We start from the raw sequence: 16,640 nt of genomic DNA on the forward strand, positions 1-16,640 counted from the left end.
AGGATAAAACCTGGCCCCTTTTTCTTTATGCTGCCGATCAGGGCGCAACGGTGTTCACTCCTGCTCGCTCCGGACCGGCATTTTCATAATGTAGGCAGTCACTGCCAGAGCAATCACCAGCAACAGTACTTTGACCCAGAGCAGCGGCACGAAAAAAACCACGGAAATCCCGATACTGATCCAGACCAGGAGGATCGCCTTGAATTTGGCGCCGGCCGGCATTCCCTCGTTCTCGAGATAGGGCCGGATCAGCGGCCCGAGCCGGTTGTGATTGAGCAGCCAGGCATGGAAGCTGTCGGAGCTGCGGGCGAAGCAGGCGAGTGCCAACAGCAGAAAGGGCACGGTCGGCAGCACCGGCAGGAAGATGCCGAATACCGCCAGGATCACGCAGAGGCAGCCCAGAGCGAGCAGTACCGGCCGCAGCACTCTACGCCTGCCCATCGACCCTCTCCTGCGCGCCGCCAGGCCTGCCGGTCTGCTGCAGGACCAGCCCGGCAACGATCAGGACAAGACCGATAAAGGTCGCCGGCAGGATCTCTTCACCGACCAGAAAACGGATAAAGACCAACGACAGGAAGGGCGAGATAAAGATCAGGTTGGCGATGCGGGCGGTATTGACCGAGAGCTTGAGGGCCTTGAGCCAGAGGACGAACGTGATGCCCATCTCGAACAGGCCGACATAACCGGCGCCGAGCAGGCCGGACAGCGGAGGCATCCGAAACCCCTCGGTGAGCAGCAGGTAAAGGCCGACCAGCGGCAGACCGAACAGGAAGTTGAGAAAAAGGCCGACAACCGGGTCGCATTGACTGCGCGTGTTGTATATCCAGTAGAGCGCCCAGAACAGGGTCGACAGCAGGGCCAGGCCGACCCCGAGCGGACTGTCGAACTGCATCGCCAGCAGATCACCGCGGGTCGAGATAACGACGACCCCGGCGTAGCTGACGGCCACCGCCAGCAGCTCGCGCAGCGATATCTTCTGCTTGAGCAGCGGAATCGACAGCAGGGTCAGGGTGATCGCCCAGGTGTAGTTGATCGGCTGGGCTTGCTGCGCCGGTAGCAGGTCATAGGCCTTGAACAGGACGAGGTAATAGAGAAAAGGGTTGATAAACCCGAGGCCGAAAGAAGTCAACAGGGCGGATCGCTTCACCCGTTTGAGCTGACCCGCCTTTCCCTGGATCAGAAGGATTATAAAGAGGATGATCAGTGAAACCAGCGCGGCATAAAAGAGCAGTTCGGCCGGGGTCAGGTAGCGCAGCGAAAGTTTGAAGGCGCTGGCTACCGTCGACCAGCAGAGGACCGCAAGCAAACCGTAAAGTAGCGCCAGTCGTTGCTGTGTCATACCGCCTCCCGAACCGCCCGGTAGCGGCGCGTCGGAAAGGCGAGAATCATCAGCCCGGAGAGGATCAGCAACAAACCGCCCCAGGCGGCCAGCGGCAGCCGCTCGCCGACGACCAGCACGCCGAGCAGGGCAGCTGTCATCGGTTCGGCCAGCGACAGGGTTACGGCGGAAGCGACCTGAACCGTCTGCAGGCCGCGGGCAAACAGCCAGTAGGAGAGCGCCATGGTAAAGATGCCGAGGTGCAGGACGACAGCGATACTGCGCGGTTGTGCCAGCCAGGACAGATCACGCCCCCAGGCCGTCGGCAGCAGGATGATCGCGGCAACACAGACCACCATCGCCATGACCGCGTTTGGTGCTCGCTCTTCAAGCATCCCTTTGATCACCAGGGTGTATGCAGCATAGGAAGCGCCGGCACCGACAGCCAGTACAAGGCCGAACATATCAACCACAACCGCGCCACTCCTGCCGGCGAGCCCGAGCAGCGCGCAGCCGCCGATCGCCAGAATTGTCGCCATGCCCCAGCGCCTGCCCGGCCGCTCCCGGCGAAACAGGTAACCAAGGATTCCGCCGGCTATCGGGGCGCTGCCGATACCGACGACGGTACCAATAGCGACGCCGGTCTTGGCGACGGCGGCAAAGAAGCTGAGCTGATAAGCAGCAGTAAAGAGAGCTGCCAGGAGAGTTTGTTTCCACGGCCATTCCGACAACCGGGAAATCTCGCGGCGCGCCAGTGCGAGGAACATCAGGGCGATGCCACCGATCGCCAGCCGGCAGGCGCCGATGATCGCCGGATCAAAGCCCGCGGCAGCAAAAGACTGGGCGGTGCCGGTAGTCCCCCAGAGCATGGCGGCCCCGAGAACAAAAAAGGTTCCGGTTGCGGGTGTCGAGCGGTTCATATCTTCATTTCTTGCGTATCAGCCGGTCGTTGCCGGCAAAAAAGGCCAGGTAAAGAATGCCCGCAAGTCGACCGGCGGTCAAGGCCAAAGCCGCCAGAATAATCCCCGGCCAACTGACATGGCTGATGGTCGTCGCCAGGACCAGCAGAATCACCGCCGCCTCGAGAAGGGTCCCGGTTGAAATCGGCCCGGTTTGCTTCATGACCAGCAGGCGCGAGCGCTGCCAGGTAATCCAGACGGTCAATCCCGGCATCAGAACCATCAGTATGAGTGGCAGGCGGGAAAAAGAGACCAATTCCGGGGTCAGACCGGAGATGGTGCGTAACCAGAGGTCGGCAAGCGGCGTCAGCGCGATCAGGCCGAGAATGCCAACGCAGGATATACCGAGCAGCAGGGCAAAGCGCCCGACCTTCTCCTGCTCCTCAAGATGTGGCCCGAGCAGGGCGATGGCCGCCTCCTGGTAGGAAAGCCCGAGGGCGCGAAAAATGAAAGTCAGCCCGTAGAGGACCGGCAGCACCGCCAGCGACTCGAGCGGAAAAGCTCCCCGGCTGAGGAAAAAAGTGATCACCGGCTGGACGCTCAAGGCGATGAAAGGTGTCAGCGCCAGCGGCAGGTAATAATGCCAGATGGTCGCCATCGAAAGCGGCTCTGCTTCGTTATGCCGCTCCAGATATGCGGTGATCGACGGTTTGGCCAGTTGCCGGGTGACCAGCGCTTCAACCACCACCCCGACCGAAAGGGCCAGGGCCCCGATCACCGATCCCGGCAGAGGACCGACAACGGCGAAGGTCAGGCCAGCGAGGGTCATCGCCACAACCCGGGTGATGGTGCCGATGGTGACCCTTCGGGTCCGGCCGTCGGCAATCAATACCCCCTGGTAAAAGCGGCGAAAGCCGATCGCACCCGGCCATGGCAACAGTGCCCAGAGGGCCGGGTTGACCTTGCTGGCAACTTCCGGCTGCAGGCCGATCAGCTCGACACCGAGCCAGTTAAAAACGGGCGGCAGGGAAATCAGGGCCAGCAGCAGGGTCACTCCGAGACTGAGCAGAACGGTAAACCAGCGGAGTTTTCGATAGGAGTTTTGCCCGCGACAAAGGGCTGTCGACGCCGCCATCAGCATAATAACCGGAGCTTCGGCAACCAGGGCGAAGGCGAAGGCGACCCCGTAGGCGGCGAGGTTGACAACGGCTTCCGGCAATCGGGCAATCAGGGCGGCCAGGTAGGGCCCTTCGATCGCCATCAGGATCCAGGTCAGGGCCAGGGGGCTCCAGAACAGGAAGATCCGTCCGTATGTCAGCCGATGCCCGGCTTTACCCGTTGTCATGATGGTCTTAAAACTTCGGTTGTGAAAGGGCTGCCGGACACTGCCGGGCGGTTAATGCGACATCAATACCGGCACCGTCATCGAATCGAGCAGGTAGCGGCCGATCTCGCCGAGTGTCTGGTGGCCGCGCCGCGACTGCGAAAAGGCACCGATCACCAGAAGGTCGATCCCCTGGTCGGCGATGCGGCTCAACAAAAGATCGCCAACCTTCATGTCGCCGCTGACCAGGCGCTCACTCGTTGCCTTGATCGAATGACGCTGCAGATGCTGACAGATATCGGCATCATGACACCTCGATGCTTCGTCGCCATGGCGACCTTCAATACTGATCACCCGGACCGCTTCGGCTGCGCCGAGCAACGGCATTGCGTCATGCAGGGCCCGTGATGATTCCGGTCCGCCGCGCCAGCCGAGCATAACGCGCTGGCCGATGCTTTCGAACTGGCCGGCATAGGGGACGATCAGAACCGGACGGCCGGCACCGAGCACCGCCCGCTCCGGCAGATCGGGAGGGCTCGATCGTTCCGGATGCTCAAAGTCGACCTGGCTGACAACCAGCAGATCACGATAGTGAGCGTGCAGGTTGATCAGTTGCGACATGTCCATGTTGCTGGCGGCACAATCGGCGCAGATCCATTCGGTCTCGATGCCGGCGGCGGCCGTCGCTTCGGCAAAATCCTTTTTCGCCTCGGCGGCGATCTTTTGCGGATCAACATGGTGGGAAGCGAAATAGGGATGCGGAATCACGTAGAGCCCGGTCAAGCGGGCCCGGTGTTGACGGGCGAGGCCGATTGCAGCCGCGAGTCGCGATTGGCAGGTGGTGCGGGTATCGATATGGACCAGGATGTCTTTGAAACTCATTGTCGCCACCTTTTTGTCAGTGTTTCTTGCCGAGATACGCTTCCTGAACCTTCTCCGAAGCGAGCAACTCCTGTGAAGTGCCAGAGAGGGCGATCTTGCCAACATCAAGCACGTATCCGCGGTCGGCCAGCCTGAGAGCCGCCTTGGCGTTCTGTTCGACCAGAAGAACGGTGACGCCTTTTTTGGCAATCTCCCTGATCTGCTTGAAGATCGCCTTGACCAGGATTGGCGCGATACCGAGGCTCGGCTCGTCGAGCAGCAGCATTTCCGGATCGGACATCAGGGCGCGGCCAATGGCCAGCATCTGCTGTTCGCCGCCGGAGAGAGTCCCGGCCAGCTGCTTGCGGCGCTCCTGCAGGCGCGGGAACAATTCATAGACCCAGTTCAGGGTGTCGCGATTCATTTTTTTACGGCTGTAGGCGCCGAGCATCAGGTTCTCCTCGACCGTGAGGATGCCGAAAACCCGCCGGCCCTCCGGAGAATGACTGATGCCGAGCTTGACCACCTTGTGCGCCGGGATCTCGGTCAACTCCTGCCCCTTGAACCGGATCGAGCCGGACTCGGCCTTAAGCAGCTGACTGATGGTCCGCATGGTGGTCGTTTTACCGGCTCCATTGGCACCGAGGATGGCGACAATCTCGCCCTTGCGCACTTCGAGCGAGATCCCCTTGATCGCAGAGATGCTGCCATAGGAGACCTCGAGATCCTTTATTTCAAACAGGATGTCGTCACTCATCGTCTTCATCCTCACTTCCCAGGTAAGCTTCGATGACCGCCGGATCTTTTTGAATCTCCACCGGCGTACCTTCGGCGATTTTTTTACCGAAATTGACCACCGTCAGGTAGTCGGTTACCTCCATGACCATGTCCATATCGTGCTCAATCAACAGGACGGTGACACCCTTGTCACGTATCCGATAGATGGTCTCGAGAAGGCCAAGGGTCTCCTTGTCATTCAGTCCGGCCGCCGGCTCGTCGAGGATGAGCAGGGTCGGATCAACGGCCATGGCACGGGCCATCTCGACCCGGCGCTGGATTCCGTAGGGGAGTGACCCGACCGGGGTCGCAGCATGTTCGGAAAGTTCGAAAAAGTCGAGCTGTTCTGCAACCTTGTGCCAGTTGGCAATTTCATCGCGGCGCGAAGCGGGCGTATGAAAAATACCGTTCCAGAGTTTCTGATTGCTCCGGATATGGCGGCCACTCATAACATTTTCGGCCACCGACATCTGGCTGAAGAGGCGGATAGTCTGAAAGGTCCGGACGATCCCGCGATCGACAATCTGGTAGGGAGTCAGGCCCCGAATCTCCTCGCCGCGCCATTGAACCGACCCCTCTTCCGACTTGTAGATGCCGGTGATGCAGTTGAATACGGTGGTCTTGCCGGCGCCGTTGGGGCCGATGATGCCGTAGATCTGCCCCTCTTCCACCTTGAAGCTGAGGGTATCGACCGCGGTCAGACCACCAAAGCGCTTGGTGACTTCGCTGAGGACCAGTTCATTACGCGCCATGGCTGCCTCCCTTGATCAGGAACTTGGGGATTTTGCCGAAGGTCGCCGGAATGATGCCGCGCGGCCGCAGAATCATCGCCGTAATCATGGCGATGCCGAAGATAAAGAAGCGCCAGGTCGCAAATTCGCGAAAGATCTCCGGCAGCACGAACATAACGAAGACGCCGATCAGCACCCCCGGTATCGACGAACCACCGACGATAACGATACTGAAGAAGAGAACCGACTGGATGAAGTCGAAGGCTTCCGGGCTGACCGCCGAATACTGGGTCGCATAAACGGTTCCGGCCAGACCGGCGATGCCGGCGCCGAGGGCGAAAGCAAAAATCTTGTAGACCCGGGTATTGATGCCGATACTCTCGGCGGCCAGAGGATCTTCGCGCAGATAATGCAGGGCCCGTCCCGGCTTGCTCTTTTCCAGGTTGCGCATGATCCAGAGCGTCAGCAGCAGGACGATGAAGGCGAAATAATAGACCGAGATCTGACCCATCAACTGCATCCCGAAGAAGCTCAGCGAATCGAGCCCGAAGATGCCGTTCGGTCCGCCGGTCAGGCCGCCGAGATTATTCTGCAGGACCTGGACGAACACGATATTGAAGCCGATGGTCACGACCAGCAGGTAGTCACCGCGCAGGTGAACAATCGGGCCGGCCAGGAGAATACCGAACAGGGCCGGGATCAGGATCGCCAGCGGCACCGTCGCCAGAAGCGGCCAACCGAACTTGGCATTGAGAATCGCGGTGGTATAGGCTCCCATCCCGAAGAACAGGGCCTGGCCCATATTGAACATCCCGCTCTTGCCAAGAATGATATCCTGCGACAGGGCGACCACGGCAAAGATGACGAAGGTAATGGCAACGGCCTGCCAGCGGGAATTCAGAAGATGCGGCAGCACCGCCATGATCACCAGGAAGCCGGGAAGTGCATATCGTTGCAGTTTTTTCATCAGACTTTCTCCGCCACCCGCTCTCCGAGGATCCCGGTCGGCCGGACAATCAGGATCAGGATGAGCAGAATAAAGGTAAAGGCGTCGGCCCAGGTACTGGAGACATAACCGGCGATAAAGGCGTTGAACAGGCCGAGCAGCATGCCGCCGAGCATCGCCCCGGGGATGTTGCCGATGCCGCCGATAATCGCCGCGACAAAGGCGTAGAGGCCATATTGCCAGCCCATGTTAAAGGTGATGCCGCGATAGTAGAGGCCGATAAACAGACCCCCGACCGCGCCGAGCGATGAACCGATAATAAAGATCAGGGCGATGACACTGTTGACATTGATGCCCATCAGCCGGGCGGCGTCCTGGTCGATGGAACTGGCCCGGATCGCGGCCCCCATACGGGTCTTTTCAACGAACAGGTAGAGCGCCAGCATCAGGACCAGGGAGAGCACCAGGATGATAACCTGGATCAGGCTGATGACGACGCCGCCAAGATCCCAGTAGACCTGCGGCACCAGCTCCGGGAAGATGCGCATCTGCGGACCCCAGATCAGCATGATGCCGTTCTGGATAACCAACGAGGCACCGAGGGCCGAAACCACCGCCGAGAGCCGCGGCGCCGTGCGCAGGGGGCGGTAGGCAGCCCGCTCAAGCAGCACCCCGACCACCGCCATGCAGACGGCGGTGAGCAGGAAGATGATAATAACGGCGAAAAGCGAGGCCGCCTCACCCATGACATGGGTGTAGATGGTCAAACCGACGAACGCTGCCGCCGCAACCAGATCACCATGGGCAAAATTGATCAGGCGCATGACCCCGTAGACCATGGTATAGCCGAGCGCCACCAGGGCAAACATGCTGCCGATAGTCAGTCCGTTAGCCAGTTGCTGTAAAAATATTTCCATGAAGTTGCACTCCTCCTCCACGACACACGGCGGCTTATTGCCAGACCGCTTCTCAGCTGCAGGGCGGACCAATCCCGGTTCCGCATTGCACCTGAAAAGATGCCTGCAAGAAGGGGGCGGGGCGGAAACACCCCGCCCCCTCAGTTCAACATCAGCAAGCGTTACTTCTGAACGTAAGCAGCAACATATTCGCCGTTGGCGTCGACCTCGAAGGTAACGTAGGTTCCGCCGAGACGATTGCCGTCTTCGGCAAAGGCGATCGGTCCGGTGATGCCCGGGAACGGCTCCTTCATGTTCTTCAGGTAATCGGAGGCTTTGCGGGTATCAAAGCTTTTGTTCTGCTTCATCGCATGAATAATGGCGCGCATGCCGTCGGCGTTCATCACGGTCCAGATCGACGGCGGCAGTTTGCCGTACTTTGCCTTGTAGGCTGCCAGGAAATCCTTGGCAACATCATAAGGGAGCATTTCCGGCGATGGAACGTTGATCACCATCGCACCCTGGGCGGCCGAACCGGCGAGCTTGACGAAATCCGGGTTCATGACGGCGTCGCCGCCGATAAAGTCGGCCTTGATGCCGAGGGCCTTCTGCTGGGCGCGCAGCTGACCGGCGTCAGTGTAGTAGCCGGCATAAAAGATGACGTCCGGATTCTTCGCTTTGATACCGGTCAGAACCGGGGTGAAGTTCTGCGAGTCGGCTTTGATCTTCTCGTAAGTCACCATGTTGCCGCCGTTTTTCTTGATCGCGTCGATGGTCGCTTCGGCCAGACCGGTCGCGTAGCTGGAAAAATCGGAGACGACAACGATCCGCTTGTACTTCTTGACATTGACCATGTAATCAGCGGCAAAGTCAGCTTCGGCGCTATTCGGGAACGAGTTGCGCAGGAAGGTCCAGTAGCCGTGTTCGGTCAGGCTGTCGGCCGTGCCGTCCGAGGTCTGCAGGACGCCGGCGTTGTAATAGGTCTTCTGGGCCGCTTCGGCACAGGTCGAGGTGTAGGACCCGATGACCATCTTGACCCCTTTGTTTACGAGATCCTTGGCGCAAATCGCAGCGGCCATGGCGGTTCCCTGGTCATCACAAGTGATGACTTCGATTTTCGAGCCGAGGACACCGCCATCGGCATTGATCTGATCGGCCAGCAGCCTGACAGAGTTATCAATCCCCTGGCCTTCATTGGCATAGCTGCCGGTAATCGGCGCCTGCACTCCGACCTTGAGCGTATCGGCCAGAGCCGGAACAGCAAGTAGACAGATTGACGTGATGGCAACTGTCAGTTTCAAAAACTTTTTCATCGTACTACCTCCTCATAAAATTGAGAGTCGTCGCACAATTGCGACAGAGTTAACTTCGACCAAACCCGAGAGGTCACCCGGGCAATATTACAACGATTTCAAGATGTTATCCAGAGGCAAATCAGGAGATCCCCCGGTTGCCCCGCAACATCTGCAACAGGGCATGACGGGCAATACTCGGATTCTCCTTGAGCCGCCGCTTCGAGTACGGCAGCCAGGCCTCGCCGAACGGAACATAGACCCGCAAGCGGTGGCCGCCGGCAAGAATAATCCGGCGCAGCGGTTCGTCGACACCGAGCAGCATCTGGAACTCGTACTGGTCCGGCTTCAGTCCGTATTTTTCAATCAGCCGCTCCGCCTCAAACACCAGCTTCTCATCATGCGTGGCAATGCCGACATAAGCGCCATGCTGAAACATCTTCTCGAGACAGCGGGTGAAGTTGCGGTTGATGATATAAGGATCCTTGTAGGCGGCGGTGCGCGGTTCGTTATAGATTCCCTTGCAGAGCCGGTAGTGCATCGGCTTGTCGGCCAGCGATTCGATATCGGCCGCCGTCCGACGCAGGTACGACTGGAGAACGACCCCGACATTTTTCGGGAACTCGTCGCGCAAGCGATCGTAGAACTCAATGGTCGCGTCGGTGCACTCGATATCCTCCATGTCGATCCGGACGAAGCTGTCGAACTCATGGGCGAAGCTGACGATTTCGCGGATATTCTCGAAGGCGAACTCCCGGTCGAGCAGCAGGCCCATCTGGGTCGGCTTGAGCGACAGGTTGCCCTCGATCTCACCTTCCCGGATCGCCTTGAGAATCTCGAGGCACTGCTCCTTGAAAAAAATCGCCTCATCCCGGGTCTTGATGAACTCCCCGAGGATATCGATGGTCGTCATCACTCCTTGCCGGTTCAGATCTTCGGAAACGCGAACCGCATCTTCGAGTTTCGAGCCGGCAATATAGCCCTTGGCAAAGTAACCGACAATCGGTCCGGGCACGTGCATGATGGTCTTGCTGACCAGGTAATTGAAAATGGACACTTTTTACTCCGCAAAAATAGGTTATGAGTGACGGATGACTGATGTCCTCGTCAGACGTCGCCCGGTACCTGTCACAGTCTTTATTCTTCGTCCATGAACGGATAGTCAAACGACTCCGGCGCGTCGAAGGTCTCCTTGACCGCCCGGGTCGAGACCCAGCGCTGCAGGTTGAGCATTGAACCGGCCTTGTCGTTGGTGCCGGAGGCGCGGGCTCCACCGAACGGCTGCTGGCCGACGACGGCACCGGTCGGCTTGTCGTTGATGTAGAAATTGCCGGAAGCGTTTTCCAGTTTGGCCATGGCGAAACTGACCGCCTGGCGATCATTGCCGAAGACGGCGCCGGTCAGGGCATAGATCGAGGTCTGGTCGCACAGCTCAAGGGCCTTTTCAAAATCCTCGTCGCGATAGACGTAGACCGTCAGGACAGGGCCGAAGATCTCTTCTTCCATGGTCTTGAAATGCGGATTGTCGGTCAGAATGACCGTCGGCTCAATGAAGTAGCCGACGCTGTCGTCATAGCCGCCGCCGATAATGATTTCGGCGTCATCGGCATCCTTGGCGTAATCGACATACTCGGTGATGCTCTTGAATGCCGAGGCGTCGACCACGGCGTTGAAGAAGTTGCTGAAATCGCTGACCGGCCCGGTTTTGATGCGAGCCGATTCTCTCTCGAGCAGGGCCCGCACTGCCGGCCAGATCGAGGCCGGGATATAGGCCCGCGAAGCGGCGGAACATTTCTGTCCCTGGAACTCGAAGGCGCCGCGGATCATGCCGGTGACCAGCTTTTTCACGTCGGCCGAATTGTGGGCGAAGATGAAATCCTTGCCGCCGGTTTCACCGACGATGCGCGGATAGGATTTGTAGTTGGCTATGTTTTCGCCGATGACCTTCCACATATCCTGGAAAACCGCGGTCGAACCGGTAAAGTGGACGCCGCCGAGATCACGGTGCGGCAGGGTCAGCCCGCCGATCATCGCACCGGAGCCGGGGATAAAATTGATGACGCCATCCGGCAGCCCGGCTTCCTTGAGGACCTGCATCAGGATATAGGGCGTATAGACACAACTGGAGGCCGGCTTGAGCAGCACGGTGTTGCCCATCATCGCCGGCGAGGTCGGCAGGTTGCCGGCGATAGCGGTAAAGTTGAACGGGGTGACCGCGAGAACAAAGCCCTCGAGCGGCCGCTGCTGGACATAGTTCCAGACATTTTTCGGCGAGTACATCGGCTGCTCGCTGTAGATCTTTTGCATGTAGTAGACATTGAACCGGAGGAAATCAATGAGCTCGCAGGCGGCATCGATTTCTGCCTGGTAGGCGCTCTTGCTGGTCGAAAGCATGCTGGCGGCATTGATCTGGTAGCGATACTTGCCGGAGAGCAATTCAGCAGCCTTGAGAAAGATGGCTGCACGCTCCTCCCAGCGCATGGCACCCCACTCATTCTTGGCCGCCATCGCCGCATCAATCGCCATCCTGACCTCATCCTCACCGGCCATATGGTACTCGGCCAGAACATGCTGATGATTATGCGGCATCACAACCTGACCGGTTTTGCCGGTCCGGACTTCCTTGCCACCAATAATCAGGGGGATCTCGATCTTCTTGCTCGAGAGCTCCTCGATCGCTGCCTTGAGCTTGGCGCGCTCCGGGGTGCCGGGGGCGTAGCTGTAGACCGGCTCATTTTCGGGAACGGGAATGTTGATTACGGCATTGTTCAGCAAGTTCATGACAATCCTCTCTTTTTATCTCGGTTCAAGTTAATTGGCCAGGGTTACAGTCGGGAACCGGGGGAACACGACCGTAAGATCTTGATGGTGCAGAGGCTGTGCCAAGCAATATTCAGGAACTTAATCGATTCATTAAATAGTATTATATTTCAATATCTTATCGTGCATTCCCAACACTTCAACCGCTTAACGAAAAAAAATCTTAGTGATTTCGTTGATAAAAAAACGGGGCTTTATGCATTTTTGCATAAAGCCCCGTTTCCAATCGTTCAAGATTCGCCGTTGACTCTATTTCAAACCATGACGCCTGAGCTTGCGGGCAATGGTCGACTGGTTAACTCCGAGCGCTCCGGCTATTTCCATCTGGTTGCTGAAACGGGCCAGGGCCTGCTCCAGTAGCTGCCGCTCGACATTATCAACGACCTGCTGCAGGGTCATTCCCTCTTGCCATGATAGCCCCTCCCCGGCCACTTGAACGCTATGCCCGGAAATCTGGACCGGTAGATCGGGCCGATCGATTACTTCGGTTTCCGACATCACCACCAGCCGCTCGCAGATATTCATCAACTCACGAACATTGCCGGGATAATGATAATCGGTGAGGGCATCAAGTGCCTCGCGGGTCAGCCGCTTCTGAACATTGATATTCTTGCTGAAATGATCAATATAGTGGCGCAGCAAAGGGACAATACATTCCCGCCGTTCCCTGATCGACGGGACCTGGATCGGAATAACATTGAGGCGATAGTAAAGATCGTGCCGAAAACGCCCCTGCTCGACCATCGCTTCGAGGTCACGGTGGGTTGCGGCAACGATCCGGACATCAACCTTGCGGTTCGCGGTCCCGCCGAGCCGGGTGATCCGGCCATCCTCGAGAAAACGGAGCAGCTTGACCTGCGATGCAAGCGGCAGCTCGGCAATTTCGTCGAGGAAAAGGATCCCCTCATCGGCCATCTCGAAATGGCCCGGCTTCCCCTTGTCGTGGGCCCCGGTAAACGCACCCTTCTCATAGCCGAACAGTTCGGCCTCGATCAGGGACTCCGGGATCGCCCCGCAGTTGATTTTGATCAGCGGCCGTTCGCGCCGATCCGAGTGCTGGTGGATCAGGTCGGCCAGCAGACCCTTCCCGACTCCCGATTCTCCGAGCAAAAGCACCGACGAATCGACATTGCTGACCTTGATCGCCTGCTCCAGGGCTCGCACCATGGCCGGGCTGCGGGCGATGACGCGGCGTGATTGATGTTCGACCAGCTGCCTCTCGAGAATCTGATGGCGATACCCATCCGTCATCGCCTGCTTCTCTTCGATCTGACGCTGCAGACGATCGATCTCGGTGATATCCCGCTCGCTGACGACGACCCGCACGACCTCACCCGCATCATTGAATACCGGGGTGGCTATCGACATCAGTTGCCGCCCATCCTTATCCTGCATCAGGGTCTCCGGTTTACCGCTGCGACTCGCCTCGAGAGCCGCCGACCGGTCGATAAAACCCTGCTCGATAAGCTCCTGCATATTGCGGCCAACGACCTCCTCGGCACTGATCTTGTGAATCTTTTCCGACGCCGGGTTCATGCGGATGACATTCGCCTTGCCGTCACAAACAAACAGCCCGTCTGAAGAAGAGTCGATAATCGCGTCAAGTTCCCGGGTCAGGGTTTTGAGTGAAGGGAGCAGGCGGGCCATGTTTTCCAGTTGCGACCCTTCGACAATCAGGCAGAACACGCCTTCAAGCTGGCCGTTATGCCGCAGCGGGTTGACCTGCACCAGCAGATCGTGACCGTTCAGATGCAAGGGCGCTTCACTGGCCGACAGTTTCATTTCCGCCACCGGTGCAGCCAGCGCCCACAGGGCCGGCAATTTATCCGGCGTCGAGTCGGCCGACTCGAGTTCAAGCCACTCCTTGACCAGGGCATTGGCCAACACCACCTGGCCACCCGGGTCGAGCAGCAACAGCCCGCGGCCGGCCGCATCGAGAACCGCCTGAAGAAAAGCGAGAGTCTCCCGTTCAAGGTTAACACTGACAACCATCCACCAACTCCGATCACACGAAAAGTATTAACTTTTATATTTTATGCATAACTGCATTGATTATGCAACAGGGAATAAAAAGTGGGCCCATCGGCGTTGCCGGTGCGCCCCAAACGCAGGTAATTGCTACATGCAGGATCTTGGCATACAGCTTGTAATAGAGTGTAAAAAAAGACCAAACAGGAGGAAAAGATGGGACCGGACAAGATTCAGGCTCTGGTACAGGAAGATCGGAAACTGCATGTCGGCGACACCGTAGTCGCCCACTGGAACAACAACGGCTACTATTTTCACAGCCGCGGCAAGGTGACCAGGCTGACGACCAGGAAGGTGCAGGTCCGGCTGCTTGAGACCCCGGGCAACGCCGAGAAAACCCGCAAAGGCGAGGTTATCGAACTTCCGCGCATAACCGACTTTGAACGCTGGTCATCGCAAACCTGCGTTCGCCGGCTCGGCAGCCGTTAAAAAAGCCGGGCTTCCGCCCGGCCAGAAATCACTCTTTACGCCCCAACTCCTTTGAGCGCTGGGTTGCCGCGGCAACGGCCTCCATCAAGGTCGAACGCAATCCCCGCTCTTCAAGAACGCGGATGGCATTGATCGTTGTCCCGGCCGGCGAGCAGACCTTGTCGCGCAGCAGCGCCGGGTGTTCGCCGCTTTCGAGCACCATCTTGGCAGACCCGAGCACGGTCTGCACTGCCAGCGCCTGGGCAATATCGCGCCGCAGCCCCTGCTGGACTCCGCCATCGGCGAGCGCTTCTATGACGGTATAGACAAAAGCCGGACCGGAACCGGACAGTCCGGTGACCGCATCCATCTGCGACTCATCGACCTGCTGAACGGTCCCGACCATCTCGAACAGCTTCACCGCCTGCTCGAGGTCGCCCTCGGTTGCGTACTGGCCCGGACAGATCGCAGAGGCAGCTGCGTCGACCAGGGCCGGCGTGTTCGGCATCGCCCGAACAACATGCGGCTCGCCACCCAGCAACCCCTCAAGGGTTTCGGTGCCAACACCGGCAAGAATTGATATCAGCAGCTTGTCCGGAGAAAAAGCCGAGACAATCTCCCCGACAACCTTGTCCACAATCTGTGGCTTGATCGCCAGAACAATCGTCGAGCAATCGCGGACCAGGCTCAGGTTGTCATCTGCGATCAGAATCGGATATTGTTGCTGCACCCATTGGCGACGCGATACGTTCGGCTCCGAAACCATGATCTTGTCGACCGACACTCCACTGGCGATCAACCCCTTGATAAAGGCTTCCGCCATGTTGCCGCCGCCAACGAAACCAATTTTACCGTTGCTTGTCATCACTTCCTCCTGCGGCCAGATTGCCGAGCTTCAGTAAAACCGAAATAGTCGACGCTGTCAAGGCATCAACTCAGGCGCAATATCTTGTTGACAGGCCGGAAGCTTGAGGGTATTTAACTCCCGGTTATACTATGCTAAATACTGAACAAAAAACGGAGAGATGTGATGATATTCAAAACCCCGACCACCCATTTTTTTACCTGCGGCGCCTCTGAGGGCCTGACCCAGCTTAATTCCTTTGACGGTGCCCTTCTCGACGCGAAAATCGGCAACACCAACCTGGTCAAGATGAGCTCGATCGTCCCGCCCAGGAGCAAGCTGGTCGAGCCACATCCCCTGCCGCAGGGGGCGCTGATTCCGGTCGCCTACGCCGCCATCACCACCGACATGCCGGGCGAAGTGATTTCGGCCGGCGTCGCTGCCGCCTTCCCGACCGACGAAAATCACGCCGGACTGATCATGGAGTATTCGTCGCGCGGCCACAAGGAAGATATCGAAGCGATTGTCCGCCGCATGGCCGAAGAAGGGATCAAGATGCGCGGCCTCGAGGTCAAGGAGATCCGCTCGATCGCCGTGCAGCACCGGGTCGAGAAGATCGGTACCGCTTTTGCGGCGGTCGTTTTGTGGGACGAAGAATAGCACTTACTTGTCATCCCCGTGAAAACGGGGATCCATTCTTCGAACTTTCAATGGATTCCCGATCAAGCCGGGAATGACTTTACCAATTCTTGAAGGTTTCCTAGCGTCTTTGCGTCATTGCGTTAAAAGGATTTTGTCATGAATGACTGGTATACCGAAAAACACTCCGCCGGCGTCGGCATCACCCTGAAGGTGGAGAAGACTCTGTTCTCCGGAAAGAGCGAGTTCCAGAAACTCGATATCGTCGAGACCACCGACTACGGCCGGATGATGCTGCTCGACGACCTGGTGATGGTGACCGAGCGCGACGAGTTCGTCTACCACGACATGATCGTCCACCCCGCCCTGTTCGTGCATCCTTCGCCGAAGCAGGTCCTGGTGATCGGCGGCGGCGATGGCGGCACCATCCGCGAGATCATGAAGCATGATTCAGTCGAAGAAGCGGTGCTCTGCGAGATCGACGGCCTGGTCATTGAAAAATCAGTCGAGCTGTTGCCGACCATGGCCTGCGAAATCGACGGAAGCAACCCGCGGGTCAAGCTGCATGTCGACGACGGCATTGCCTACATCCGCGAACATGTCAACTCATTTGACGTCATCCTGGTCGACTCGACCGATCCGATCGGCCCGGCGGTCGGCCTGTTCGAGGAAGATTTCTACCGGACGGTACACGCCGCCCTCAGGGAGGACGGCATCATGGTGGCGCAGAGTGAATCCCCCTTCTACCACGCCGCGATCCAGAAGAACATGTTCGCCAACCTGCGCCAGGTCTTTCCGATTGTCGAGATGTACCAGGCGTTCATCCCGACCTATCCGTCCGGACTCTGGAGCTTCGC

General features: G+C 58.4%; 17 protein-coding genes. 3 read left to right on the forward strand and 14 right to left on the reverse strand.

Features of this window, described 5'->3' with window-relative positions:
• Positions 1-54: 54 nt before the first annotated feature.
• From C0623_04195 to C0623_04255, 13 genes are all read right to left on the reverse strand, one after another.
• Entirely contained in the window at positions 55-441 is a 387-nt protein-coding gene (locus tag C0623_04195; protein PLY02132.1) for a DUF454 domain-containing protein, read from the reverse strand.
• Positions 428-1,339, reverse strand: coding sequence for an EamA family transporter (locus C0623_04200; protein PLY02133.1), 912 nt, complete (start codon positions 1,337-1,339; stop codon positions 428-430). Before C0623_04200 ends, C0623_04195 begins: the two co-directional genes overlap by 14 nt.
• Positions 1,336-2,238, reverse strand: coding sequence for an EamA family transporter (locus C0623_04205; protein PLY02134.1), 903 nt, complete (start codon positions 2,236-2,238; stop codon positions 1,336-1,338). Before C0623_04205 ends, C0623_04200 begins: the two co-directional genes overlap by 4 nt.
• A gap of 4 nt (positions 2,239-2,242) precedes the next feature.
• A complete protein-coding gene (locus tag C0623_04210) occupies positions 2,243-3,562 on the reverse strand; it encodes a hypothetical protein (GenBank protein ID PLY02135.1) in 1,320 nt (439 codons plus the stop codon).
• A 51-nt stretch (positions 3,563-3,613) separates the two neighbouring features.
• Positions 3,614-4,423, reverse strand: coding sequence for a universal stress protein (locus C0623_04215; GenBank protein PLY02136.1), 810 nt, complete (start codon positions 4,421-4,423; stop codon positions 3,614-3,616).
• A gap of 16 nt (positions 4,424-4,439) precedes the next feature.
• Positions 4,440-5,159 carry an ABC transporter ATP-binding protein gene (locus C0623_04220; GenBank protein PLY02137.1) on the reverse strand — a complete coding sequence of 240 codons (720 nt, stop codon included), beginning with the start codon at positions 5,157-5,159 and terminating at the stop codon, positions 4,440-4,442.
• Positions 5,152-5,931 carry an ABC transporter ATP-binding protein gene (locus C0623_04225; GenBank protein PLY02138.1) on the reverse strand — a complete coding sequence of 260 codons (780 nt, stop codon included), beginning with the start codon at positions 5,929-5,931 and terminating at the stop codon, positions 5,152-5,154. Before C0623_04225 ends, C0623_04220 begins: the two co-directional genes overlap by 8 nt.
• Complete coding sequence (locus C0623_04230; GenBank protein PLY02139.1) at positions 5,921-6,877, reverse strand: branched-chain amino acid ABC transporter permease; 957 nt, start codon at positions 6,875-6,877, stop codon at positions 5,921-5,923. The genes C0623_04225 and C0623_04230 overlap by 11 nt, the downstream gene beginning before the upstream one ends.
• Positions 6,877-7,773 (reverse strand): branched-chain amino acid ABC transporter permease, encoded by an 897-nt coding sequence (locus tag C0623_04235; GenBank protein PLY02140.1) that lies wholly within the window; start codon positions 7,771-7,773, stop codon positions 6,877-6,879. Before C0623_04235 ends, C0623_04230 begins: the two co-directional genes overlap by 1 nt.
• Before the next feature lie 161 nt (positions 7,774-7,934).
• Positions 7,935-9,065, reverse strand: coding sequence for a branched-chain amino acid ABC transporter substrate-binding protein (locus tag C0623_04240; GenBank protein PLY02141.1), 1,131 nt, complete (start codon positions 9,063-9,065; stop codon positions 7,935-7,937).
• Positions 9,066-9,186: 121 nt separating this feature from the next.
• Positions 9,187-10,101, reverse strand: a complete 915-nt coding sequence (locus C0623_04245; GenBank protein PLY02142.1) for a proline dehydrogenase — start codon at positions 10,099-10,101, stop codon at positions 9,187-9,189.
• A gap of 80 nt (positions 10,102-10,181) precedes the next feature.
• On the reverse strand, positions 10,182-11,825 hold the full coding sequence (pruA, locus tag C0623_04250) for a 1-pyrroline-5-carboxylate dehydrogenase (GenBank protein ID PLY02143.1): 1,644 nt from the start codon (positions 11,823-11,825) through the stop codon (positions 10,182-10,184).
• Positions 11,826-12,113: 288 nt separating this feature from the next.
• Positions 12,114-13,511, reverse strand: coding sequence for a Fis family transcriptional regulator (locus tag C0623_04255; GenBank protein PLY02149.1), 1,398 nt, complete (start codon positions 13,509-13,511; stop codon positions 12,114-12,116).
• Positions 13,512-14,048: 537 nt separating this feature from the next.
• On the opposite strand from C0623_04255, the gene C0623_04260 reads away from it, so the two are divergent.
• Positions 14,049-14,321, forward strand: coding sequence for a hypothetical protein (locus C0623_04260; protein ID PLY02144.1), 273 nt, complete (start codon positions 14,049-14,051; stop codon positions 14,319-14,321).
• A 28-nt stretch (positions 14,322-14,349) separates the two neighbouring features.
• Here the strand turns inward: C0623_04260 and proC are convergent, their stop codons facing one another.
• A complete protein-coding gene (gene proC, locus C0623_04265; protein ID PLY02145.1) occupies positions 14,350-15,165 on the reverse strand; it encodes a pyrroline-5-carboxylate reductase in 816 nt (271 codons plus the stop codon).
• 165 nt (positions 15,166-15,330) lie between these two features.
• Between proC and C0623_04270 the strand changes: the two genes are divergently transcribed.
• Together C0623_04270 and C0623_04275 are read left to right on the forward strand one after the other, a co-directional pair.
• Positions 15,331-15,804, forward strand: a complete 474-nt coding sequence (locus tag C0623_04270; protein ID PLY02146.1) for an arginine decarboxylase, pyruvoyl-dependent — start codon at positions 15,331-15,333, stop codon at positions 15,802-15,804.
• A gap of 138 nt (positions 15,805-15,942) precedes the next feature.
• A partial coding sequence (locus tag C0623_04275; GenBank protein ID PLY02147.1) for a spermidine synthase occupies positions 15,943-16,640 on the forward strand: 698 nt, incomplete at its 3' end.

This window comes from Desulfuromonas sp. (assembly GCA_002869615.1).
Lineage (GTDB): Bacteria > Desulfobacterota > Desulfuromonadia > Desulfuromonadales > UBA2294 > BM707.